Origin of the sequence: Piscinibacter gummiphilus (assembly GCF_032681285.1) — a bacterium.
Taxonomy (GTDB): Bacteria; Pseudomonadota; Gammaproteobacteria; order Burkholderiales; family Burkholderiaceae_C; genus Rhizobacter; species Rhizobacter gummiphilus_A.
Genome location: NZ_CP136336.1, coordinates 160,410 through 183,583, shown reverse-complemented (window position 1 = coordinate 183,583; position 23,174 = coordinate 160,410). Strand labels below are relative to the sequence as shown.

Sequence of the window (23,174 nt, the reverse complement as noted above, 5' to 3'; positions counted from 1 at the left end):
CGCAGCAGCTGGCCGAACCCTTCGCAGGGGTCGGCAGATTGTGCCGCAGCGGGTGCGGCGGGCGGCGTCTCAAGCCTCGCCGGGCAGCGCCTGCCACAGGCCGACGAGCGCGCCCACCGCGTCTTCGATGAGTGCGATGCGCGCCATGCCCTGCACGTCGAACGGTGCCACGAGCACGCGCCCCGATTGCGCGGCGGCACGGTGTGCGGTCTCGTCGACGCTGTCGACGCGCACATAGGGCGTCCAGTGCGATGGCACGCCCTGCGCGAGCTGCACTTTGCGCAGCGGGTAGAGCGAGGCGATGGCGTGCCGGCCCACGTGGCACAGCGTGAAGCTGCCGCCGTTGGCCGAACGCTCGTGGAAGCTCCAGCCGAAGGCGTTGGCGTAGAAGCGCTTGGCAGCGGCGAGGTCGCTGGCCGCGAGGTCGAGCCAGCAGAACTCTCCCGGCGGGGCCAGCGCCCCGCTCATGGCCGGACCCAGCCCCGCACCCTGAGGCCCAGGCGCGGCCACAGCATGCCCACCTGCTCGCGGTAGTCGCGGTAGCGCTGGCCGAACTGCGCCACGAGGTCGCGCTCTTCGAACCAGATGCCCACGAGGATGTAGCCGGTGGTCATCACCGCAAACAGCAGGTGGCCGGCCGTCATCACCGGCGTGCTCCAGAACGCGAGGATGAAGCCGAGGTAGATCGGATGCCGCACGTGCCGGTAGAAGAGCGGCGTGCGGAATTGCACCACCGCCTCGCGTCGGCCGGTGAGCCGCCACCACACCTGCTTCAGGCCGAAGAGCTCGAAGTGGTCGATCTGGAAGGTGCTCGCGAGCACGAGCAGCCAACCCAGCGCAAACACCGCGGTGCTCAGCACCAGCCCGGCCGCGTGGCTGGAGACGTTCCACACCACGGCCCCCAGCGGGCGCCACTGGGCGAAGAGCAGGATCAGCGCCAGGCTCGCCAGCAGCACGAAGGTGGCCCGCTCGGCCGGCTTGGGCACGAGGCGCGTCCACCAGCGCTTGAAGGCCGGGCGGGCCATCACGCTGTGCTGGACGGCAAAGAGCGCGAGCAACAAGACGTCGACCAGCCAGGACACACCGAGCGGCTCGCCCGAGGCCGAGGGCGGAATGCCCACGTCGATGGACTTCGCCACGAAGACGTTGCCGGTGAACGCCGCCGCGTAGACGAAGGTGGCGAGGAAGATGGCGTAGGCGGCCACGCCATAGAGCGCAATGAGCAGTCCCATGTCGAAAGCTCCGAAGAAGAGGAAGGAGAGACAGCCCCGCGCGGGTCATGCGCAGGGCGGTGGCGTGTGCCGTCAGATGGCGGTCATCGGCTCGATGACGGTGCGCACCTCGGTCACCTTGTTGGCCGGGAAGCCGCTCAGGCGGGCGTGCTCGTGCACCAGGTCTTCCTTGTCGGCGAGGTAGATGCAGAAGGTCTTGTCTTCGACGACATACGACTGCACCCACTGCACCTTGCCCGCAAGCTGGGCCAGCGCGGCGTTGGAGGTCGCCGAGGCGTCCTTCAGCTCCTTGGCGTTCATGCGGTCGACGGCGGGGATGTGGCGTTCGATCAGATAGCGTTTCATGGTGTCTTCCATTGAGAGAGAGTCCCGCAGCGGTGGGAACCTCATGGCCGTGCTGCGGGGTCGCGACCGTTCGGTTGTGGCAGGTGATGCCATGGGGGAAATCGTAGAAATCGGGGGCCGAAGAGTCCTCTGCGCGGGCTGATCGTTTCCTGATCCGTGCAGCGCTCAGGCGGCGTTGCGCGACGCGTCGCGAACCACGACGCGCCCGAGCACCGGCACGATCTCGTCGGCCGGCAGGCCGGCGCGCGCGGCATGGCGAGCGAGCGCCGCCGGGTCGATGCCCTGATAGAGACAGACGGTGCCGAGCCGGCCGTCGGCTTCACGCACCACGTGGCTGTGCAGCCAGCTCACCTCGCGGCCGATCACCGCATCGGCCACACGGCGCGCCACCGCGCCCTGGCGGCCGAGGTCGGTGCCGCGCGGCCAGGCATGGCGGCGGCGCACGAGGTAGACGCGGGTGGGCGCAAAGGCCTGCTCGACGAGCGTGTGGGCGACCGGCAGCACCTCGTGCGCCGGCAGGCCGCACCGATCGGCGTGCCGCTGCAGGGTGGCCGCATCGGCAGCCTGGAACACGCAGGCCAGGCCGAAGCGCCCGTCGGGCTCGCACACCGCATAGGAGTGCAGCCACAGCGCCTGCGGCACGCGGCCTTCGGTGGACCGCAGCCGCATCAGCGCAGCTTCGAGTTCGGCGGCATTGGCGGCGATGCCGATGCGCCGGACGACGTGGGTTTGCATGGTGGTCATGACCCTTGTGGGGGCCCGCGAGGGCCTTCGTTGAACCAGTGGGGTCAGCGTAGGCAGCGGGGGCGCGCCCGTCCTTGGCGGGCGCTGATGCTTTGCTGATCTCGGGGCACCGGCCGGCGCGCCATCAGCAAACGATCAGGTGGGCCGAAGGACAGCGAAGCGCCACGTGCCTAGCCTTGCGTCACCTTCTTTTCACAGGACCCGACCATGAGCCTCCATCCCCTTCGCACCTCCCGGCCGCTGGCCGGCAAGGTGATCCTCGTGACCGGCGGCAGCGCCGGCATCGGCCGCGCCACCGCGCAGGTGCTGGCCGCCCGCGGTACGGTGGTCGCCATCGCCGACATCGACGAAGCGCCCGGCATCGCCACCGCGCTCGCCCTCTGCGAGGCCGGTGGCCGCGCGAGCTTCCACCGCATGGACGTGCGCGACAGCACCCAGGTGCAGGCCACGCTGCAGGAGATCGTGCGCCTGCACGGCCGGCTCGACGGTGCCTTCAACAACGCCGGCGTGCTCGAAGGCCTCTTCCTCGCCTCGGCCGAGCAGGACGAGATAACGTGGTCGCGCGTGATCGACGTCAACCTCACCGGCGTGTGGCGCTGCATGAAGCACGAGATCCCGCTGATGCTGGCGCAGGGCGGCGGCGTGATCGTGAACCACGCGTCGGTGGCCGGCCTGTACGCCAACCGCCTCGTCGGCGCGGCCTACATCGCGAGCAAGCACGGCGTGGTGGGCCTCACCAAGGCCGCGGCACTCGAGTACGCGGCGCAGGGCCTGCGCATCAACGCGGTGTGCCCCGGCATCATCGACGAGACCTCGATGAGCGAGGTGATCTTCGGCGGCGATGCCGAGCGCGAGGCGCAGGTGAAGGCGCTCTACCCAGTGGGCCGCGTGGGCACGCTGGCCGAGGTGGCCGAAGCGGTGGCGTGGCTGTTCTCGGACGCCACGAGCTTCATCACCGGGCATGCGCTGCCGATCGACGGGGGCTTGCTGGCGGCCTGAGAGCACGTGGTGGGCACCTTGCAAATCGTCCAAAAAGCTGCGTCGCGCGGCGCCTTTTCCCCGTTCTCCGGGCCAACGCAAACATCCAAAATGACCAAATCGGTAATTTTCCCTCAGGCTGCGCGTTCTGGCGGCCGACAACACCGACAGCGTCCGCACGTTGCGGCACTGTTGACCCGGAGTGACCATGTTCAAGAACCTTCGTCTCGGCGCGCGCCTGATGCTCGCCTTCGCCACCCTGATCGTCATGGGCGCGCTGGTGGCCGCCTTCGGCATCCACGGCCTGTCGCGCCTCAACACCGTCAACGACAGCCTCTACGACAACGAGTTGCTCGGCATCTCCTACGTCAAGGAAGCCAACATCAACCTGATCTACGCCGGGCGGGCGCGCGCGCAGTTCTCCCTGGCCTCGAGCGAGGCCGAGCGCCAGGCCGCCCTGGCGACCTTCAAGGAATCGGCCGCCACCATGCGCGCCTGGCTCGACAAGGCCCGCCCCCTCTTCTACACGCCGAAGGGCCAGGAGCAGTTCGACAAGCTGGAAGCCATGATCAAGACCTGGCTGCCGACGGCCGAGTCCTACCTTGCTGCTGCCGCCACCAAGCCACTGCAATCTGCCGACCCCGAACTGTCGAAGCTCGACATCGCCGTGCGGCAGTCGAACAAGGCCGTCGATGAGCAGCTCACGCTGCTCACCAAGGTGAAGGAAGAAGACGGCTCGGCCGCTGCGAAGGAAGGCACCGAGCTCTTCCGCTTCGTGAGCCTCGTGATGGGCGTGCTCACCACCCTCAGCGCCCTGATCGGCGTCGGGGTAGGCGTGCTCATCACCCGCGGCATCACCCGCGCGCTGGGTGGCGAGCCGGCCGACGTGGCCGTGGTGGCCAACGCGGTGGCCACCGGTAACCTCACGACCCGCATCGACACGTCCCGTGCCATCCCCGGCAGCGTGGTCGCCGCGATGGACCACATGCAGCAGTCGCTGCGCAAGGTGGTGAGCCAGGTGCGCTCGAGCAGCGACAGCATCGCCACCGGCTCCTCGCAGATCGCGACCGGCAACGCCGACCTCAGCCAGCGCACCGAAGAGCAGGCCAGCAACCTTCAGCAGACCGCCGCCTCGATGGAGGAACTGACGGCCACCGTGAAGACCAACGCCGACACCGCCCGCCAGGCCACGCAGCTCGCCGGCTCGGCCACCGAAGCGGCCGGCCAGGGCGGCGTGGTCGTCGGCCAGGTGGTGCGCACCATGGAAGGCATCACCGCCTCCAGCAAGAAGATCGCCGACATCATCGGCGTGATCGACGGCATCGCCTTCCAGACCAACATCCTCGCGCTCAATGCTGCGGTCGAAGCCGCACGTGCCGGCGAGCAGGGCCGCGGCTTCGCCGTGGTGGCGAGTGAAGTGCGCACGCTCGCACAGCGCTCGGCTGCCGCCGCCAAGGAGATCAAGGGGCTCATCACCGAGAGCGTCGAGAAGGTCGAGGCCGGGAGCCAGCAGGTCGGCGAGGCCGGCCGCGCCATGGACGAGATCGTCGCGCAGGTCAAACGTGTGAGCGACCTGATCGGCGAGATCGGTTCGGCCACCCACGAGCAGACGCAAGGCATCAGCCAGATCGGCGACGCCGTGAGCCAGCTCGACCAGGTCACGCAGCAAAACGCCGCCCTCGTGGAAGAAAGTGCCGCAGCCGCCGACAGCCTGAACCAACAAGCCTCGCGCCTCGTCGAAGCGGTGGGCCTCTTCAAGCTCGACGAGGCCGAGCAGGCCGCAGCCTGAGCTCGCGCGTCCGGGGCCCTGCGCACAGGCGCGCCTTAAGATTCCCGCATGAACGAGGGCGTGCGCTCCTACTCCACCATCGAGATCGCCAAGCGGCTTGGCATCTCGCTGCAGACGGTGCAACGCTGGGTGGACTCGGGGCGCCTCAAGGCCTGGAAGACACCGGGCGGCCACCGCCGCATCGACGCCCACAGCGCTGAGCTGCTCTTCAAGGCCCATGAGCAGACCACGGGCTCGGGCGCTGCGCCAGACCTTGGCGCAGCCGCCGAGGCCAGGCCCTTGCAGGTGGTGATCGTCGACGACGACGCGATGGACCGCGAGCTGATGTCGACGCTGGTGCAGGCCGCGTTGCCCCACGCGCAGCTGCGGGTGGCCGGCAATGGGTTCCAGGGCCTGGTGATGATCGCCAAGCTGGCCCCCGACATCGTGGTCACCGACGTGCACATGCCCCACATGGACGGCTTCGAGATGATCCGCAACGTGCTCGCCGATGCCCAGACGCGGCCCAAGCTGATGATCGCCGTCTCGGCCAAGTCGCCCCGGGAGCTGGCCGACTTCGGTCAGCTGCCGTCGGAAGTGCTGCTGCTGCGAAAGCCGCTGGAGCGCGAGGCCTTCGTGGCCGCCCTCAGGCGTACTTGAGGGCCCGAGAGGCACGCGCACCACGCTGGGGCACGCTGTTTGCCGGCGCCGCGTGGGGCCGGCCATGCGGCCGGCGCTTGCGCGTAAGGAGCACATGCGTCAGATGGAGATGTGGTGGGGCCGGATGCGGCAGGCCCTGGCGGCTCGGGCGATGCCCGACGTCGAACAGCGACTTCAGGCCGCGCAGGACGAGCTGGCGCGCGTGCGGGCCGAGGCCGAGCAGGTGCGTGCCGAGAGCCGGCAGCTCGCGCAGCAGATGCGAGAGAAGAACCTCTTCCTCGCCAACCTTTCGCACGAGTTGCGCACGCCCCTGAATTCCATCATCGGCTTCGCCGACCTGCTGGCATCCGACCTCGTGCCGCCTGATTCGCCGAAGCGGCAGCACTTTCTCGACCACATCGAGACGAGCGGACGTCACCTGCTGCAACTGATCGACGACGCGCTGGAACTGTCGAAGCTCGACGCCGGCCAGTACGAGTTCTTCCCGAGGGCGGTCGATCTCACGCGGCTCATCGCCGAGGTGGTCGCCCTGCTGCACACGCGCATCGTGCGCAAGGGACTGGACGTCGATGTCGACGTGGACCCGGGCCTTGCGCAGATCGTGGTCGACCCCGTGCACCTCAAGCAGGCGCTGCTGAGTTACCTTGCCAACGCGGTGAGATACACCCCCGACGGCGGACGCATCGCGGTGCGTGCCCAGGCGCACGGCCCCGACCGCTTCCGCCTGGAAGTCGAAGACCCGGGCGCCGGCATCGCCCACGAGACGCAGCCGATGGTGTTTGCCGAGTTCGCGCAGCCGCAGGGCCCGGGGGCGCAACCGGCCGGCAGCACCGGGTTGAGCCTTGCGCTCACGCGCCGCCTGATCGAGGCGCAGGGCGGCGAGGTCGGGGTGCGAAGCACACCGGGTTGCGGCAGCACCTTTTTCCTCGTGCTCAACCGTGTGCAGCGGGCGCCTCGGCCCGGCACGCCTTGACGCAGCGCAACCGCGCCCGTTGCCCCCGCTCCCAGAATCGCACCCACCCTCGGCCGCGTCGCCTCGACGACGTGCGAGGCGAGGAAGCCTCGATGACCACCGCCGACCTGCTCGCATCGATCATGGCCGGAGTCCCCGGCCACGACGGCCTGAGCGCGGCGCAGGTGCAAGCCCGGCGCAGCCACGGCTTCAACGACATCGTGGCGCCCACCGCGAGCGGCTGGATGGCCGTCGCCCGCGACACGGTGCGCGACCCGATGCTGTGGTTCCTGGTCTTCACGGCCGGGCTTTTCGCACTGCTTGGGCAGCTCGGCGAGTCGCTCACGCTGCTGGCCGCGCTGGCGCCGCTGCTCGGCATGGACGCCTACCTGCACCGGCGCACGTCGGCCTCGTCGGCGGGGCTGGCCAGCCGCCTGGCCAGCACGGCACGCGTGTTGCGCGATGGCCGGTGGCAGGAGATCCCGTCGCGCGAGCTGGTGCCCGGCGACCTGGCCGAAGTGACGCCCGGCGAGTACTTCCCCGCCGATGGCCTGCTGGTCGCCGGCTCCGGCCTGCAGGCCGACGAATCGACCCTCACCGGCGAGTCGCTGCCGGTGGCCAAGCGCGCGGTCGACACGGGTGCGCCGCTGTTGGCCGAGGTGCCCGAAGTGCACTGGGGCACGGCCGGCACACGCCTGCTGACGGGCCAGGCGCACCTGCGCGTCGTGTTCATCGGCGGTGAGACCCGCTACGGCGAGATTGTGCGCACCGCCACCGAAGGCGGCCACGCGGCCACGCCGTTGCAGAAGGCCATCGGCGAACTGGTGGCGGTGCTGCTGGGCGTGGCCCTCGTGATGTGTGGCGTGCTGGCGGCGATCCGGCTGTGGCACGGCCACGGGTGGATCGATGCGCTGCTCAGTGCGGTGACGCTGGCCGTGGCCGCGTTGCCGGAGGAGTTTCCGGTCGTCTACACCTTCTTCCTCGGCGTCGGCGTGTTCCGGCTCGCGCGCCGCAAGGCGCTGGTGCGCCGCGCGGTGGCGGTGGAGAACATCGGCCGCGTGAGCTGCATCGTGTCCGACAAGACCGGCACCATCACCGCCGGCTCGCTGGTGCTGGCCCATCGCACTGCCGCCGCCGGCGTCACCGACGACGCGCTGCTGCTGGCCGCCGCCTTCGCCTCGCGCCCCGACAGCGGCGACCCGCTCGACCAGGCGCTGCGCGGCGCGGCCCCGCCGCTCCCGCCGGCCACGCGGCTGGCCGACTTCCCGTTCACCGAAGCGCGGCGCCGCGAGACGGTGGTCTTGCGCGTGGACGACGCGAACGCCACCGCCTTCATGAAAGGTGCGCCCGAGACCGTGCTCGCCGCCTGCACCTTGCCGCAGGCCGAACGCGACACCTGGCTCGCCGAGGTGGAAACCTTCGCCAGCTCGGGCCACAAGGTCATCGCCTGCGCACGGCGCAGCCTGGCCACCGGGGCGTCGGTGGACCGCGAGCCGGAGGACGGCTTCGAGTTCGCCGGCCTGCTTGCGCTGGAAGACCCGGTGCGAGACGGCGTGCGCGAGGCCGTCGCCGACTGCCTCGCCGCGGGCATGCGGGTCATCATGGTCACTGGCGACCACCCCGCCACCGCGGCGGCGATCGCCCGCGAGATCGGGCTTGGCGGGGCGGCGCCTCAGGTCATCGTGCTCGCGCCCGGTGACGACGCGGCGGCCGTTCTCGGCGCGCAGGGTGGCGTGCACGTGGTGGCACGCGCCACGCCGCCGCAGAAGCTCGCGTTGGTGCAGGCGCTGCAGGCGCAAGGCGAGCTTGTCGCGGTCACCGGCGATGGCGTGAACGACGTGCCGGCACTGCGCATGGCCGACATCGGCGTGGCGATGGGCGAACGCGGCACGCGCAGCGCCCGCGAGGTGGCGCCGGTGGTCCTGCTCGACGACAACTTCAGGACGATCGTCGACGCCGTGGCCGAAGGCCGGCAGCTGTTCCAGAACCTGCGGCTCGCGTTTGCGTACCTGCTGCTCGTGCACCTGCCGCTCGTGATCGGCGCAGCGGCGATCCCGCTGATGGGCCTGCCGCTGCTCTTCCTGCCGGTGCACATCGTGTGGCTGGAACTCGTGATCCACCCGACCGCGATGTTGGCCTTCCAGGACCTGCCCGCCGCCGGCCCGCTCGCCCCGGTGCGGCGCCACCGGGGCGCGCGCTTCTTCTCGCCCGGCGGGTGGCTGGCCATCGTGCTGGTCGGTGGCCTGCTGAGCGTGGCGGTGGTGTGGAGCTACCTGCACGCGCTCGGCGCGGACCGCGACGTCGAACACGCACGCGCCATGGCGCTCGGCGTGCTGCTGGTGGCGAGTGCCGGCGTGACGGCCGGCCTCACGAGGCTGCGCCGGCCCACCGCGCGCTGGCTCGTGTTGGGCACGCTCGCATCGCTTGGCGCGATCGTGCAGATACCAGCCCTCAGCCGGCTCTTGAACCTGCGGCCTCTGCACCTGACCGACTGGGCGTTTGTGGCAGCGGTGTTCGCGGGGTCAGCCGCCATCGCCCTTGTCGTGGCGACGCGGCTCCGCCGGCATCTCGACTGAGGCGGTCAACGGCCCCGCGACGCCGGCTCCGGCGCCGCGAACTGTGGGTAGGACACGCCGGTCACCGAGTTGACCCTCACCACACCCTCGCTGGTGAGCCGCGTGAGGGCCTGCTCCACCGCATCGTCGGTGGCCTCGGCGCCGATGAGCGACTTGAGCAGGCGCCACAGGGACTTCACCTTGGTCGGCCGCGCATCGCCCATCTTGCGCAGGCTCTGGCTCAGGTGCTTGAGGGTGGCAGCGTCGTTCGAGGCGGGCGGCGTGGCCGCAGCTTGGGGCGCCTGCGCCTTGGCCCGGGTGGTGGCCGCCTTCCTGGCCGGTGCCGCCTTCTTCGCCGCGGGAGTGGGTGTCGCCGTCGCCTTCCTGGCCGTCGCCTCCTTGGCCGCCGTCTTCTTGGCGGGTGCCTTCTTCGCAGCGGTCTTTTGCGCGGGGGTCGCCTTCACGGCGCTCGCCTTGGCCGTCGTCGTTTTCGCGGCCGGCGCCTTCTCAGGCGTCGTCTTCGCAGCCGCCTTCTTCGCCACCGTCTTCTTTGCAGCGGGCGCCTTCGCGGCCACCGTCCGCTTGGGCTTGGCGTGCCCCAGCTGTCGCGCCGCGAAGCCCAGGTCGCGGGCGTGCGCGAGCATGGGCTCGTAGCCCTTGTCGTTGGCGATCACCACCAGCGTGGCCAGCGGGTTGCGCGAGGCGATGTAGCCGACGTAGAAGGACAGGTGAAAGTCGAGCGCGTTCTTGCCGACCTTGCTGATGGGCACGGCGGTCACCGCATCGCCGAAGCCCGCGAAGTGCTTCTCCACCTGCCGCTGGTGCGGGCCGTGGAAGACCCACACCTGGCTCGCATCGGGCACCAGGGCGCGCAGTGCACTCTCCGAGGGCTGCACGTTCTCGTAGTCGAGCAGCACGTGCACACCCGGCACCACCGCGTGCGCCGGCGAAGCGCGGGCGATGGTCCGCACGGGCGGGAAGCGCTGGGCGTTGGCGGCGAGCTTGTGCGCGACGGCCCGCGCCACGTCCACCTCGCAGTGGTCGGCCACCTGCAGCAGGTACAGCAGCACGTCAGCCATCTCGTCGGCGATGCGGGCCTGCTGCTCGGGGTCGAGGCTCGCCTGCTGCGACTGCTCCGGCGTCATCCACTGGAAGATCTCGGCCAGCTCCGCGGCCTCGACCATCAGCGCCGTCGACAGGTTCTTCGGCGTGTGGAACGGTTGCCAGTCGCGCTCGGCGGCAAAGTGGCGCAGCTCCGCCTGCAGGTCCGTGAGGTTCATCGTCGTCATGCTCCGAGTGGCGGTGGAGGCGCATCTTGCCGCATCGGGGCGGGCCGCCCAGGTGTTCTCGGTACAGTGAGCGCCGTTCCGTCCCTGCGCCTGCGCGCCGCCCCATGACCTCGCTCGTTCCGCCTGCCGACGCCGCCCCCCTGACCCCCTCCCCGGGCGGGCCCATCCACCAACTTTCGCTCTCGGGCGGCGGTTTTCGCGCGGCCTTCTTCCACCTGGGCGCGCTGCACGCCCTGGCCACGCAGGGCCGGCTGCGCGAGTTGAAGATGCTGGTCACGATCTCCGGCGGCTCGATCGCGGCCGGCTTCTTCCTCCAGGAATGGCTGGCCGAGGCGCGCAAAGGCGCGGTGAGCGACGACGCGCTGGCGCAGTGCGCCCTGCGTGCGCAGCAGGCGCTCTTTCGCAAGAGCCGGCACAACCCGCGCCTGCGCGCGCTGGCCTCGGTGCGAGCGCTGAGCAGCGGCCTCGTGCGCAACGAGTTCGGCTTCTCGCAGGCAATGGCGCGCATCAACCGGCGCTGGCTGCGCGGGTTGCACAAGGTGGCGTCGACGGGCCTGTGGCCCGCGCCGCTGCCCGAGTGGCGCATCGCCTGCTCCGACTACGCGCGCGGCAACCGCTGCGTGGTGCTGCTCGGCGACAAGGGCCTGCCGCGCCAGCCCGACGCCAGCTACCTCACGATGAAAGACATTCCGCTGCCGCGTGCGCTGGCGTCGTCGAGCGCGGTGCCCGGCGTCTTCGAGCCCATCCGCTGCGGCGATCTCTACCTGGGCGACGGCGGTGTGCTCGACAACCACGGCCTGCGCGAGTTCGAACTCGCGCTCGGCCACGCCACCTGCATCGACGCCTCGGCGCCGGTGCTGCCCATGCAGCCCATCGACGGCTGGGCCACGCCGATGCGCGCGATGGACCTGATGATGGAGCAGACCCGCGGCGACGTGCTGCGCGCCCGCAACTGCACCCTGATCTCGCTGCGCGACCCGGTGCCGCAGCCGAGCGGCCTCGACTGGTGGCCGCACCTGCGCGCCCTGCGCACCGACCTCGACGACTTCGCGGCCACCGAAGCGCACCTGCTCTTCCTTGCGGGCCACCAGAGCGCAACCGGCCGCCCCGACATCCCCACCGGCTGCCCCCCCGACATGACCGCGCTCTGGCGCACCATGAGCGAGGCCGCCCCCGCCGAGCTGCCGAGCGACCAGGCCCAGCACCTCGCCGACGCGCGCGATGCCTGCATGGACGACCTCGAGCGTGGCCAGCACGTGCTCTTCGCGGGCATGCAGAAGCGCTCGGCGGCCTCGGTCATGGTGACGATGGGTTCGCTCTTCATGCTGGCGATCACGGTCGTGATCCTGCTCACGATGGCGCGCCTGGCGTGGAACTTCGCTCTCGGGTACATCCCGCATTCGTCGCGCACGCTGTCGAGCAACGCCCTGCTGGCCCTCGGCTGGATCGGCGGCGGGGTGTGGCTGTGGCAGTACTACACGCCGCGGGCCGGCGCGCTCTTCCACAACATGCGGCAGTGGATGGGCGTGATCGCCGGGCCCATCGTGTTGCCCGCCATCGTGACCATGTCGATCGCGCTGCGGCTCAAGGTGCTCGCGTTCTCGAACCGCGACCTCACCGCATGGGCCCGCTCGGCCCTGTTGCGCTACGAGCGGCGGCGGCAGCGCGCCGCGCTGGAGCGTGAGGCGCAGCGGGCGGCGCAGGCGGCGGCCAAAGAGGCGGCTGCCACAGCAGCCGAGGTCACGCCGCCGGTCTCGACCAAACTGCCCGCGGACTGAGGGCGCGCACCTTTCACGTCACGCCACGCGACGACCCTGCACCCAGGTTTCGCGCACCAGCGGCTGGCTGCCGAGCACGCGCACGCGCAGGAGGTCGCCGCGCAGGCCGACCGCGATCTCGCCACGGTCGTGCAGGCCCACCGCGCGGGCGGCGTTGCGGGTCACGACCTTCACCGCATCGGGCAGGCTGAAGCCCGCGTCGTCCGACAGCTGCCATGCAGCGCGCAATAGGCTCGACGGCACGTAGTCGGACGACAGCGCATCCAGCACGCCCTCGCGCGCCAGCGTCATCGCGGCCACGTTGCCCGAATGCGAGCCGCCGCGGATCACGTTGGGCGCGCCCATCACCGTGCTGAGGCCCAGCGCCTTGGCGCGCTGCGCGGCGGCCAGCGTGGTGGGGAACTCGCTCATGCTGGCACCCAGCGCATGCGCTTCGTCGACGTGCTCGACGGTGGTGTCGTCGTGCGTGGCGAGCGCCACACCGTGGGTGTGCGCGAAGTCGGTGAACCAGGCGCGGTTGGGCTTCGCGTATTTCAGTTGGCGCTCGGGCGCGATGCGCACCTCGGCCTCGAACTGCGCGTCGGTCCAGCCCTTCTTGCCGGTGTAGTAGACCCGCGCGTGCTCGATCTCGCTCCACTGTCGCTGGCCGGGCGTGTGGTCCATCAGCGAGAGGAGGCGCAGGCGCGGGTGGCGGGCGAAGGGCTCGAAGAGCGCACGGGCGTTGTGCGCGGGCAGCTCGCAGCGCACGTGGATCAGGTGATCGGCGCGCAGCAGGCCGGCGTCATCCAGCTTGTCGAGCGCGTGCAGGAGCTCGCTCTGGTCCTTGGAGCGGAACCCCTCGTCATACGGGTCACCCACGCCGATGGCGTCGAGCACGGTCGTGATGCCGGCCGAGGCCACCTCGGCGTCGTGCGCCTGCACGGCGCCGAGCGTGGGGAAGTGGACCTTGGGGCGCGGTGTCACATGGCGCTCGAGGTTGTCGGTGTGCACTTCCACCAAGCCGGGCAGGAGGTAGTCGCCATCGAGGTCGTGCGCGTGGGGCACCGCGGTGTGGCCGGCGGCGATCTCGGTGATCTGGCCGCCCTGCATGCGCACGTGGCCATGCACCACCGCGTCGGCGAGCACGATGCGGGCGTTGCTGAGGATGAGGTCGGTGCTCATGGGTGCTTTCAGTGGACGGGAACGCAGCGGCTCGCCACGGCGTCGCGCACTTCCTCGTCGTGGAAGATGCCGACGATCGCGGTGCCGGCGGCGCGCGCCTGGTGGATGAGTTCGATCACGACACGGCGGTTGGCCGCGTCGAGCGAGGCGGTGGGCTCGTCGAGCAGCAGCAGGCGCGCGGGCTCGATGAAACCGCGGGCGATGTTGACGCGCTGCTGCTCACCACCGGAGAAGGTGGCGGGCGGCAGGTCCCAGAGGCTCTCGGGCAGGTGAAGGCGTGCGAAAAGGCGGCGCACTTCTTCTCTCGCCTCGTCCTGCGCTTCGTCGGCGTCGAGCTCGGGGCGGGCTTGCAACCAGCGCTCGGCCACCACGTCGAGCGCGGGCACGCGCGGCACGGCGCGCAGGAACTGGCTCACGTAGGCGATGTCCTTGCGGCGCAGCGCGAGCATCTGCTGCGGCGTGGCCTGGGCGATGTCGATGCGGCCGGCACTGGCGTCGAACCAGATGGCACCGCTGTCGGCACCATAGCTGCCGTAGAGGCACTTCATCAGCGTGCTCTTGCCCTGTCCCGAGGCGCCGAGCAGCGCGACACATTCGCCGGCCTGGACCTCGAGCGACACCTGCTTGAGCACCGGCAGCTCCAGGCCGCCGCGCAGGTGCAGGGTGAAGTGTTTGGAGAGGGAGTCGATCTGCAGCATGGTCATGGGGCGACAACCGAGGACACGAGCAGCTGGGTATAGGCGTGCTGCGGGTCGTCGAGCACACGGTCGGTGAGGCCCTGCTCGACGATGCGACCCTCGCGCATCACGAGCGTGCGGTGCGCGAGCAGGCGTGCCACGCCGAGGTCGTGCGTGACGATGATGGCCGAGAGGTGCAGGCGCGCCACCAGCAGGCGGATGAGGTCGAGCAGCCGCGCCTGCACCGAGACGTCGAGGCCGGAGGTGGGCTCGTCCATCAGCACCAGGCGCGGGCGGGTGACGAGGTTGCGTGCGATCTGCAGGCGCTGGCGCATGCCACCCGAGAAGGCGCGCGGCGAGTCGTCGATGCGCTCGGGTTGCAGCTCCACGCGTTGCATCCACTCGGTGGCGGTGCTGCGCAGCTCGCCGTAGTGGCGCTGGCCCTGGCCCATCAGGCGCTCCCCGATGTTGGCGCCGGCACTCACGTTCATGCGCAGGCCGAGGCTCGCGTCCTGCTGCACGTGGCCCCACTCGGTGCGCTCGAGCCGGCGGCGCTCGCGCTCGGTGAGGCGGTGCACGTCGAGCACCTCGCCGCTGGCCGCGGTGTAGATCACCTGGCCGCGCGTGGGTTGCAGGCGCCCGGCGATGCAGTTGAGCAGCGTGCTCTTGCCCGAGCCCGATTCGCCGACGAGGGCGATCACCTCGCCGGGGTGCAGCTCGAGGCTCGCGTCTTCCACCGCGAAGCGGCGGGCGAGGGGGAACTGGTGGTGCAGGCCCTGCACCTTCAGGAGAGGTCTTGTCATGGCGTCACCACGAAGCTGAACCCGTGCCGCTCGAAGCCGAGGCGTTCATAAAAGGCATGCGCCTCGACGCGCTTCTGGTTCGACGAGAGCGCGAGCTTGTAGCAGCCGGCTTCGCGCGCCAGCTCGCGGGCGTGTTCCATCATGCGGCGGCCGATGCCCTGGCCCTGCGCCTCGGGGTGCACGGCCACGTCTTCGACGATCGCTTCGGGCGCGCCGTTGTGCGCCAGCAGCGGCAGGATGAAGAGCGTGTAGGTGCCCACCGGCAGGCCGGCGAGCGAGAAGATGAACACGCGCACGCCGGGCGCGGCGGTGCGCATGCGGTCCCAGTTCATGCGCATCACGGCCTCGTCGTGCGCGCCGCGGGTGTCGAGCCCGGCGGCGGTGTAGAGGTCGATCAAGGTGCGGATGTCGGTGCGCTTGGCTTCGCGCACCTCGAGTTCAGCGGGCATTCGCTGCCTCCTTCGCTTCTTGTTGTTCGCGGCACCAGTCGGTGTCGGAGCAGGTCCACAGGCGCTCGCCCCCGGCCTGCAGCACTTCGTCGAGGTAGCTCGTGGTGCAGCCGCACAGCGCGCAGGCGTGGCCGGAGTGTTCGACCTGGAAAGGGTGGTCTTCGAAGTCGAGGCTCTTCACCTCGGTGTAGGGCGGCACGGCGTAGATGCGCTTCTCGCGGCCGGCACCGAAGAGCTGCAGCGCCGGCATGCGGTGCATCTTCGGGTTGTCGAAGCTCGGGATGGGCGAGGGCGACATCACGTAGCGCCGGTTCACCAGCACCGGGTAGTCGTAGGTGGTTTCCACGCGGCCCCAGTGCGCGAGGTCTTCGTAGAGCTTCACGTTGACGAGGCCGTATTCCTCGCAGGCGTGAAGCTTGAGCGTTTCGCTGCGGCGGGCTTCGAGCTTGTAGAGCGGCTCGGGCTGGGGCACCTGGTAGACCAGCACCTGATGCTCGCCGAGCGGCGCTTCGGGGATGCGGTGGCGTGTCTGGATCACGGTCGCCTCGCGTGTGCGCTCGGTCGTCTGCACGCCGGCCGTGCGGGCGAAGAACTGGCGGATGTTGACGGCGTTGGTGGTGTCGTCGCTGCCCTGGTCGATGACCTTGAGCACGTCGTGCTGGCCGAGGATGGCGGCCGTCACCTGGATGCCGCCGGTGCCCCAGCCGTAGGCGAGCGGCATCTCGCGCGAGCCGAAGGGGACCTGATGTCCGGGAACCGCGACGGCCTTGAGGATCGCGCGCCGGATCATGCGCTTGCTGCGCTCGTCGAGGTACGCGAAGTTGTAGCCCTGCATCATTGGTCGAACTCCTCACGCAGCTTGCGAATGAGTTGAAGCTCGGACTCGAAGGTCACGTAGTGCGGCAGCTTCAAGTGCTGCACGAAACCCGAGGCCTCGATGCTGTCGCCCTGCGGCAGCACGAACTCCTGTTGCTGCACCGGCGCGGTGATGTCTTCGCCGAACTCGTCGGCCCGCAAGGCGCGGTCGACCAGCGACATCGCCATCGCCTTGCGCTCGCCGTGACCGTAGACGAGGCCGTAGCCGCAGGTGAACTGCGGCGGCACGCTCGCCGAGCCTTCGAACTGGTTGATCATCTGGCACTCGGTGACGTCGATCTCGCCGACCGCGACCGGGAAGCCCAGCTCGTCGGGCACGATCTCCACGGCCACCGTGCCGTACCGGATGTCGCCGCCGAAGGGGTGGCTGTGCGCATAGCCACGCTGCGTGGCGTAGGCCATGCCGAGCACCCAGCCTTCGTCGGCGCGCGCGAGCATCTGCAGGCGGGCACTGCGCGGCAGCGGGTAGACGGGCGGCTCGCGGGTGATGTCGGGCGGCGGGGGGTCACCCTCGCTGGGCGCGCTGGCTTCGACCAGGCCCTCGGCCCTCAGCGCATCGAGCGCGTGCGGCATGTTGGACGGCGCCTCGGTGGCCGACGTCGGCGGAAGCGGAGAGCTTCGGCTGCCGTCGAGCAGCGTGAAGTCGAGCAGGCGCTGGGTGTAGTCGTAGGTGGGGCCGAGCAGCTGGCCGCCGGGCAGGTCCTTGAAGATCGCCGAGACACGGCGGCGCACCTGCATCCGCGCGGTGTCGACCGGCTCGGTGGCGGCCACGAGCGGCAGCGTGGTGCGGTAGGCGCGCAGCAGGAAGATCGCTTCGACCGCATCGCCGCGCGCCTGCTTGAGCGCGAGCGCGGCGAGTTCGGGGTCGTAGAGCGAGGCCTCGGCCATCACCCGGTCGACCATGAGGCCGAGCTGCTCGCGGATCTGCGCGACTTCCAGTTCACGCACCGCCGGGTCGCCGCGGCGGGCGGCGGCGAGCAGGCTGCGCGAGGCTTCGATGGCGGCTTCACCGCCTTTGACGGCGATGTACATCAGTGCGCCTCCATCTCGATGTGGGTGGAGCGCGGGACCGCGATCAGCTGCGAGCCGCAGACGATGAGCAGATCAACACCGCGTGGGAAGTGCTTTTCCTGCGCGATGCGCTGTTGCCAGAACTCGGCCGACAGGCCGCACAGGCCGATGCGCTGGGTGTGCTCGATGCCTGGCCCGCTCAGCACCAGCGACTGGCCCGCGAGCGTGGGGGCATCGACGATCAGCGTGGCGCCGTGCTGCGGGGCTTCGTCGGTGCCGAGGCGCAAACCTTCGAGGCTCGCATCGGCCGCCCGCGCCGCGACGAAATCGGCCACCTCGCGTGCGGCCGGCTGCACGCCGGTGTGGAAACGCGCGTAGAGCCAGGCGGCATCGCTCGCGAGCGGACCGTCGAGGTGCAGCGACGTCTCGGCGTCGAGCAGCGTGAGCAGCAACGCGGTCAGGCCACGCGACAAGGGCGCGGGCGCTTGCAGGCCATCGCTCGCCGCGAGCGTCTGCAGGCGGCCGGGGCGTGAGAGGGCGTCCAGCACGGCGCGGAAGACGGCCTGCGCATCGTGCGTGGCGTCGGCAAAGCCGCGCGGCATGTTGGCGAGAAGTTCGGCCCTGGCGTTCATGGTGCGGCCACCTCCGGCGCGAGCGTGTAGAAAGACACCCGACTTGCCGCATGCCGGGCGCGCTCTGCCGCCAGCACCTGCTCGCGCGCTGCCCTCAAGGGCTCGATGACGTCGCGCTGCAGCGAGTTTTGCAACGACGGCTGCTGCAGCAGCGCGTCGAGCTGCGCGATCCAGCGGGCTCGCTCGTCGTCGCGCCCGAGCACGTGGCCGACACCGGCCGTGGTGTGGCCGCCGAGCGTGATGCGGGCGATGCAGCGCGTGAGCGTGGCTTCGCCGACGTTGAAGCGGTCGCCGCGGTTGGCGATGCGCCCGCGCACCATCGCCAGGCCCGTCTCGGGCTCGCGCAGCCACTCGAAGCGGTGCTCGGCGACGCGTGCCGCGGCGTGCCGGGCCAGCGCATCGCGCGGGGCCAGGGCCAGCACGGCGAGCCAGGCTTGGCGTCGAGAATCAGGTGTTGAGGTCATGTCGATGTCATCTAGATGACTTTAGAATGGCCCGACTGTAGCGCTCCACCCGTGACAGCTTTTTGACATGACCCTGAACGCCTCGTCCCTTCCCGCCGACAGCCCCGACACACCGACCGCCGTGCGCCGCTGGGAAGCCATCGCCGCCGAGCTGCGGCACGACATCGTGCAAGGCCGCCTCACCCCTGGCGAGAAGCTGCCCAACGAGGCCACGCTGGCCGCGCGTTTCGGCGTGAACCGCCACACGCTGCGCCAGGCGGTGCAGGCGCTGGCACAGGAAGGCTTCGTGCGGGTGGCGCACGGCAGCGGCACCTACGTGCGAGAGCTGGTGCTCGACTACGCGCTCCAGCGCCGCACCCGCCTCTCGCAGAACCTGGCCGCCGCGGGCGAGACGGCCGACCGCGAGCTGATGGCCCACGAGGTGGTGCGCGCCGGCGAATGGGCGCGCGACCTCGGCGTGGCCGCCACCGCCAAGGTGCAGTTGCTGTACACCCGCGCCACGGTGCGCGGCCGGCCGATCAACCTCGCCACCTCGGCCTACCCACTGCCGCGGCTCGACGGCATGGTGGAGGCGCTCGCGAAGCACCGCAGCGTCACCGCCGCCCTGCACGCGCTGGGGGTGCCCGACTACACCCGCAAGCGCAGCGTGGTCTCGTGCCGCCTGCCCACGGTGGAAGAGGCGGATGCGCTGGCCCGCCCCGTCACGCAGCCGGTGCTGGTGGTGCGTTATGTGAACGTTGACGGCCAGGGCATGCCGGTGGAGGCGGGTCGCACGCTGTTTGCCGCAGATGCGGTACAGCTCACCGTCGAGCCGGATGCCTTGGAGACATGAGCACCGTGCGCCATGCCATTTATTACGCCCCGCCGCCCACGCACCCGCTGTGGCGTGCCGGCTGCGAGTGGCTGCAACGCGACCCCTCGGCGCCCGACGCGCCCGCGCCGCGGCGCGAACACGTGCGGGAACCCTGGCGCTACGGCTTCCACGCCACGCTGAAGCCGCCCATCCGCCTGGCCGAAGGGCGCGACGAAACCAGCCTGCACGACGCCCTGGCGCGGCTCGCGCAACGCACGCCCTCGTTCACCATGCCCGCCCTGTCGGTGCAATGGTTGAGCGGCTTCCTGGCGCTGCGGCCGGTGGAGCCGCTCTCGCGCAGCCACCCGCTGCACCGCCTGGCCGACGACTGCGTGGTGCAGCTCGACCCCTGGCGCGCGCCGCCCACGCCCGACGAAACCCTGCGCCGCCTGAAGCTGCGGCTCGACGACGAGCAGCAGGGCCTGCTGCAACGCTACGGCTACCCGCACGTGCTGGCACGCTGGCGCTTCCACATGACGCTCACCGATTCGTTACCGCACGACATGGGCCTGCGCGCCACCATGCAACGCGAGACCGAGCGGCACTTCGCCCCCGCGCTTGCGCAGCCGCTGGTGTGCGATGCGGTCTGCCTTTTCATGGAGCCGGCGCCGGGCCGGCCCTTCCAGCTGGTGCAGCGATTCCCGCTCGCGCAGTAGCCGCGTTGCCGGCACGGGCACCGAATTGCCGCAACATCCGCCGCTTGTGATTTCATGCTGCACGACGACCTTCCGACCTCCCCTCCGCGCTTGCCCCTGTCCACCCGTTTGCAGCTCCACAGCCGGCACTTGCTGGTGGTGGTGGGCCGCTCCGGGGTCGGCAAAGACGCGGTGATCACTGCCTGGCTGCGCCTCTTCGCGGCCGGCCACCGCCCGCACCTCGCCCGCCGCGTGATCACGCGCGAGCGCCACCCAAGCGAAGACCACGAGCCGGTGTCGGTCACCGCCTTCCACCGGCTCGTGGCCGAGCGCCAGCTCGCGTTTCACTGGCAGGCGCATGGCCTGCACTACGGCGTGCGCTGGTCGGAGCTGGGCGCCTTGGACGACGGCCGCTGCGTGGTGGTCAACGGCTCGCGACAGCACTTGCCGCTCTTGCGCGAGCACGCACCGCAGGCGCGGGTGGTCGAGATCGTGCTGCCCGAGGCGCTGCGGCTCGAGCGCCTGCACGGCCGAGGGCGCGAGACGGCGCACGAGCTGGCCGCACGCATCTCGCGCAGCGCACCCGACAGCGCCGCCGACCTCGTGATCGACAACAGCGGCCCGCTCGACGAGACGGTGGCCGAGCTGCACGACTGGTGGGCCACCGGCGCCTCCTCGCCCGCGGCCGCCGTGCAACAAGCCGCACGACCGTGAAGCACTGCTCGGCCACACGGGTGGCCCAGGCCTTGCTGCACCCTCCGAAGGCGCGCCAGCGCGCCAGTTGACGGCGTATGCTCACTCGCGTCGTCACCAGCAAAGGAGCGACGCACCCATGAGCAGCGACAAGGTCGGCGAGGCCCGTACTTCCAAGCACATCCGCCTCACATCGCACCCCGGTCCCAACGCCACCCCCGTGATCCGCTGGGGCGCGGCCACCGCCGCCGAGCGTGGGCCGGTGATCGGCACCACCACGCACCGCCAGCACCGCAACGTGGTCGGCACGCACAGCGGGAGCTACGGCGTGTACCGCGCGCTGGCGGTCGCCGCCGGCAACCTGGTGAAAGGCCACCGCGCCGACCTCACCAACACCGCCCCCACCACGCCGATCGGCCCCTACCCGCAATGGAGCGACGCGCACAAGATCGTGTCGCTCGACCCCTGGGGCGCGGCAGTGGGCGAGGTCTTCGCGGAGCAACTCGCGCAGGGCTACGACATCCGCCCGACCATCGCGGTGACGCAGGCACATGTGCACCTGCCCGAGATCAAGCAGGCGATCGCCTTCCAGCGTTTGCAGATCGACGGGAAGATCCTGCTCGACGACGCCTCGGCCACCGTCACCAAGATCGCGGTGGAGCCGGTGTGGTGGATCGAGGGTGTCGCCAAGCGCTTCAACGTGAGCGAGGCCGACCTGCGCCGCGTGATGTTCGAAGAGACGGGCGGTATGTACCCCGAGCTCGTGACGCGCAGCGACATCGGCATCTTCCTGCCACCCATCGGCGGGCAGACGCTTTACATCTTCGGCAACCCGCGCGACCTGGCGAACCCCGAGGTCACGCTCACCGCGCGGGTGCACGACGAATGCAACGGCTCCGACGTGTTCGGCTCCGACATCTGCACCTGCCGGCCCTACCTCACGCATGCGATCGAAGAGTGCATCAAGGGCGCGCAGGCGGGCGGCGTGGGGCTCATCGCCTACAGCCGCAAGGAAGGGCGCGCGCTTGGCGAGGTGACCAAGTTTCTCGTCTACAACGCGCGCAAGCGACAGGTGGGCGGCGACAGCGCCGACAAGTACTTCCTGCGCACCGAGTGCGTGGCCGGCGTGCAGGACATGCGCTTCCAGGAGCTGATGCCCGACGTGCTGCACTGGCTGGGCGTGAAGAAGATCCACCGCCTGGTGAGCATGAGCAACGACAAGTACGACGCGATCACCGGCAGCGGCATCGAGGTGGGCGAGCGCGTGAAGATCCCGGATGAACTGGTGCCGGCCGATGCGAAGGTCGAGATCGAGGCGAAGATCGCAGCGGGGTATTTCACCGACGGTGTGGTGCCCGATGCGGCGGCACTCGCTTCCACGAAGGGGCGGGATCTTGTCTGACCCCGCCGCCCTGCTCCGCTCTCCTGCCACCATCCGCGAGCGCTGCCGCCACATCCTCGCGGCCGTGGAGGCCGGCCAGTCCAAATACTTCACGATCCACCGCAGCCAGCTCGACGAGGTGGCGCGCCGGGTGGAGCAGGTGACACGCCGGCAATACCCCGACCTGCGCATTCCGTATCACTCGCGCTGGCGGCATTTCGAAACGGGCGGCGTGGACCGGCGCGGCGAGCTGGCATTGCTGCTCGAAGGGCGCGACGCGGCCGAGCAGGCGCAGGCCCACATCGACCTCACGGTGATGAGCGTGCTGCTCGATGCGGGCGCGGGGCCGAGCTGGCGCTTCGATGAGAAAGGCGCGGAGTTCACACGCTCGGAAGGGCTGGGGGTGGCGACCTTCCGCGCCTTCGTCGCCGGCTGTTTCTCGAGCGACCCGCTGGACCCGCTGCGCGTGGACGCACCCGCGCTGCAGCGTGTGGACGACGCGCTGCTCGCGCAGGTCTTCCAGGTGCGCGACGACAACCCGCTCGTCGGCCTCACCGGCCGCGCCACGCTGATGCGCCGCCTGGGCGACACGCTCGCCTCGCAACCCGGGGTCTTCGGCGCGGACGGCCGGCCCGGCGGCCTCTACGACACGCTCACCCAGCGCGGCCAGCTCGACCGCCTGCCCGCGCCCGCCGTGCTGCAGGCCGTGCTCGACCACCTGGGCCCGATCTGGCTCACCGGCAGCCAGCTGCAGGGCACGCCGCTCGGCGACTGCTGGCCCCACCCGTTTGCCGGCGGCAGCGGCCTCACCGCCGGCTGGGTGCCCTTCCACAAGCTCAGCCAGTGGCTGACCTATTCGCTGCTGGAGCCCTTCGAGTGGGCCGGTGTCACGCTCACCGATCTCGATGGCCTGACCGGCCTGCCCGAATACCGCAACGGCGGCCTGCTGCTCGACTCGCGCGTGATCGTGCCGCGTGACACGAGCTTCGCCTCGCGCACGCACACCGCGGCCGACGAGGCCATCGTGGAGTGGCGCGCGCTCACCGTCGCGCTGGTCGACGAGCTGGCACCGCTCGTGCGCGAGCGCCTGCATAAGAAGCCCGAGGAGATGCCGCTCGCATGCATCCTCGAAGGCGGCACCTGGGCCGCCGGGCGCGAAATTGCCAAGTCGCTGCGCGAAGGTGGCAGCCCGCCGCTCAAGATCGAGAGCGACGGCACCGTGTTCTGAGGGAGACCCG

At 70.5% G+C, this 23,174-nt stretch carries 24 protein-coding genes; 11 read left to right on the top strand and 13 right to left on the bottom strand.

Features of this window, described 5'->3' with window-relative positions; all coding sequences use genetic code 11:
• Positions 1–69: 69 nt before the first annotated feature.
• The 4 genes from RXV79_RS00855 to RXV79_RS00840 all read right to left on the bottom strand — a co-directional run bounded on the left by RXV79_RS00855 (position 70) and on the right by RXV79_RS00840 (position 2,321).
• Positions 70–468 (bottom strand): VOC family protein, encoded by a 399-nt coding sequence (locus tag RXV79_RS00855; protein ID WP_316701413.1) that lies wholly within the window; start codon positions 466–468, stop codon positions 70–72.
• A complete protein-coding gene (gene mddA, locus RXV79_RS00850) occupies positions 465–1,232 on the bottom strand; it encodes a methanethiol S-methyltransferase (protein ID WP_316701412.1) in 768 nt (255 codons plus the stop codon). Before mddA ends, RXV79_RS00855 begins: the two co-directional genes overlap by 4 nt.
• 72 nt (positions 1,233–1,304) lie before the next feature.
• Positions 1,305–1,577 carry a DUF4242 domain-containing protein gene (locus RXV79_RS00845; RefSeq protein ID WP_316701410.1) on the bottom strand — a complete coding sequence of 91 codons (273 nt, stop codon included), beginning with the start codon at positions 1,575–1,577 and terminating at the stop codon, positions 1,305–1,307.
• Positions 1,578–1,742: 165 nt separating this feature from the next.
• Complete coding sequence (locus RXV79_RS00840; protein ID WP_316701409.1) at positions 1,743–2,321, bottom strand: nickel-binding protein; 579 nt, start codon at positions 2,319–2,321, stop codon at positions 1,743–1,745.
• 207 nt (positions 2,322–2,528) lie between these two features.
• Between RXV79_RS00840 and RXV79_RS00835 the strand changes: the two genes are divergently transcribed.
• From RXV79_RS00835 to RXV79_RS00815, 5 genes are all read left to right on the top strand, one after another.
• The gene (locus RXV79_RS00835; protein WP_316701407.1) at positions 2,529–3,320 is read left to right on the top strand and encodes an SDR family oxidoreductase; all 792 of its coding nucleotides are present in this window, start codon (positions 2,529–2,531) and stop codon (positions 3,318–3,320) included.
• 187 nt (positions 3,321–3,507) lie between these two features.
• The gene (locus tag RXV79_RS00830; RefSeq protein ID WP_316701405.1) at positions 3,508–5,088 is read left to right on the top strand and encodes a methyl-accepting chemotaxis protein; all 1,581 of its coding nucleotides are present in this window, start codon (positions 3,508–3,510) and stop codon (positions 5,086–5,088) included.
• Positions 5,089–5,136: 48 nt separating this feature from the next.
• The gene (locus RXV79_RS00825) at positions 5,137–5,727 is read left to right on the top strand and encodes a response regulator (RefSeq protein ID WP_316701404.1); all 591 of its coding nucleotides are present in this window, start codon (positions 5,137–5,139) and stop codon (positions 5,725–5,727) included.
• Between the two features lie 94 nt (positions 5,728–5,821).
• A complete protein-coding gene (locus tag RXV79_RS00820) occupies positions 5,822–6,700 on the top strand; it encodes an ATP-binding protein (RefSeq protein ID WP_316701403.1) in 879 nt (292 codons plus the stop codon).
• 92 nt (positions 6,701–6,792) lie between these two features.
• On the top strand, positions 6,793–9,255 hold the full coding sequence (locus RXV79_RS00815) for a cation-translocating P-type ATPase (RefSeq protein ID WP_316701402.1): 2,463 nt from the start codon (positions 6,793–6,795) through the stop codon (positions 9,253–9,255).
• A gap of 5 nt (positions 9,256–9,260) precedes the next feature.
• Here the strand turns inward: RXV79_RS00815 and RXV79_RS00810 are convergent, their stop codons facing one another.
• Entirely contained in the window at positions 9,261–10,523 is a 1,263-nt protein-coding gene (locus tag RXV79_RS00810) for a nucleotide pyrophosphohydrolase (protein WP_316701400.1), read from the bottom strand.
• Positions 10,524–10,627: 104 nt separating this feature from the next.
• Between RXV79_RS00810 and RXV79_RS00805 the strand changes: the two genes are divergently transcribed.
• Positions 10,628–12,301: a patatin-like phospholipase family protein gene (locus RXV79_RS00805; protein ID WP_316701398.1), complete on the top strand. Its 1,674-nt coding sequence runs from the start codon at positions 10,628–10,630 to the stop codon at positions 12,299–12,301.
• Between the two features lie 18 nt (positions 12,302–12,319).
• Here RXV79_RS00805 and RXV79_RS00800 read toward each other — a convergent pair whose 3' ends face one another.
• Genes RXV79_RS00800 through phnG form a run of 8 tightly spaced genes read right to left on the bottom strand, consistent with a single transcriptional unit; the run spans position 12,320 to position 18,374 of the window.
• Positions 12,320–13,462 carry an alpha-D-ribose 1-methylphosphonate 5-triphosphate diphosphatase gene (locus RXV79_RS00800; protein WP_316701396.1) on the bottom strand — a complete coding sequence of 381 codons (1,143 nt, stop codon included), beginning with the start codon at positions 13,460–13,462 and terminating at the stop codon, positions 12,320–12,322.
• A gap of 8 nt (positions 13,463–13,470) precedes the next feature.
• Positions 13,471–14,160, bottom strand: a complete 690-nt coding sequence (gene phnL, locus RXV79_RS00795; protein ID WP_413816716.1) for a phosphonate C-P lyase system protein PhnL — start codon at positions 14,158–14,160, stop codon at positions 13,471–13,473.
• Positions 14,161–14,162: 2 nt separating this feature from the next.
• Positions 14,163–14,942 carry a phosphonate C-P lyase system protein PhnK gene (gene phnK, locus RXV79_RS00790; protein ID WP_316701392.1) on the bottom strand — a complete coding sequence of 260 codons (780 nt, stop codon included), beginning with the start codon at positions 14,940–14,942 and terminating at the stop codon, positions 14,163–14,165.
• Positions 14,939–15,391, bottom strand: a complete 453-nt coding sequence (locus tag RXV79_RS00785) for a GNAT family N-acetyltransferase (RefSeq protein ID WP_316701391.1) — start codon at positions 15,389–15,391, stop codon at positions 14,939–14,941. The genes phnK and RXV79_RS00785 overlap by 4 nt, the downstream gene beginning before the upstream one ends.
• The gene (locus RXV79_RS00780) at positions 15,381–16,229 is read right to left on the bottom strand and encodes an alpha-D-ribose 1-methylphosphonate 5-phosphate C-P-lyase PhnJ (protein WP_316701390.1); all 849 of its coding nucleotides are present in this window, start codon (positions 16,227–16,229) and stop codon (positions 15,381–15,383) included. The genes RXV79_RS00785 and RXV79_RS00780 overlap by 11 nt, the downstream gene beginning before the upstream one ends.
• Positions 16,226–17,299 (bottom strand): carbon-phosphorus lyase complex subunit, encoded by a 1,074-nt coding sequence (locus RXV79_RS00775; protein ID WP_316701389.1) that lies wholly within the window; start codon positions 17,297–17,299, stop codon positions 16,226–16,228. The genes RXV79_RS00780 and RXV79_RS00775 overlap by 4 nt, the downstream gene beginning before the upstream one ends.
• On the bottom strand, positions 17,299–17,910 hold the full coding sequence (phnH, locus tag RXV79_RS00770; protein WP_316701388.1) for a phosphonate C-P lyase system protein PhnH: 612 nt from the start codon (positions 17,908–17,910) through the stop codon (positions 17,299–17,301). Before phnH ends, RXV79_RS00775 begins: the two co-directional genes overlap by 1 nt.
• Positions 17,907–18,374, bottom strand: a complete 468-nt coding sequence (phnG, locus tag RXV79_RS00765) for a phosphonate C-P lyase system protein PhnG (RefSeq protein ID WP_316701387.1) — start codon at positions 18,372–18,374, stop codon at positions 17,907–17,909. Before phnG ends, phnH begins: the two co-directional genes overlap by 4 nt.
• 67 nt (positions 18,375–18,441) lie before the next feature.
• On the opposite strand from phnG, the gene phnF reads away from it, so the two are divergent.
• From phnF to RXV79_RS00740, 5 genes are all read left to right on the top strand, one after another.
• A complete protein-coding gene (phnF, locus tag RXV79_RS00760; protein WP_316701386.1) occupies positions 18,442–19,206 on the top strand; it encodes a phosphonate metabolism transcriptional regulator PhnF in 765 nt (254 codons plus the stop codon).
• Complete coding sequence (locus RXV79_RS00755; RefSeq protein ID WP_316701385.1) at positions 19,203–19,883, top strand: DUF1045 domain-containing protein; 681 nt, start codon at positions 19,203–19,205, stop codon at positions 19,881–19,883. Before phnF ends, RXV79_RS00755 begins: the two co-directional genes overlap by 4 nt.
• Before the next feature lie 90 nt (positions 19,884–19,973).
• Positions 19,974–20,576: a ribose 1,5-bisphosphate phosphokinase PhnN gene (locus RXV79_RS00750; RefSeq protein WP_316701384.1), complete on the top strand. Its 603-nt coding sequence runs from the start codon at positions 19,974–19,976 to the stop codon at positions 20,574–20,576.
• Between the two features lie 118 nt (positions 20,577–20,694).
• Positions 20,695–21,957, top strand: coding sequence for a GTP cyclohydrolase II (locus RXV79_RS00745; protein WP_316701383.1), 1,263 nt, complete (start codon positions 20,695–20,697; stop codon positions 21,955–21,957).
• Positions 21,950–23,164, top strand: a complete 1,215-nt coding sequence (locus RXV79_RS00740) for a URC4/urg3 family protein (RefSeq protein WP_316701382.1) — start codon at positions 21,950–21,952, stop codon at positions 23,162–23,164. Before RXV79_RS00745 ends, RXV79_RS00740 begins: the two co-directional genes overlap by 8 nt.
• The last annotated feature ends 10 nt before the right edge of the window (positions 23,165–23,174 follow it).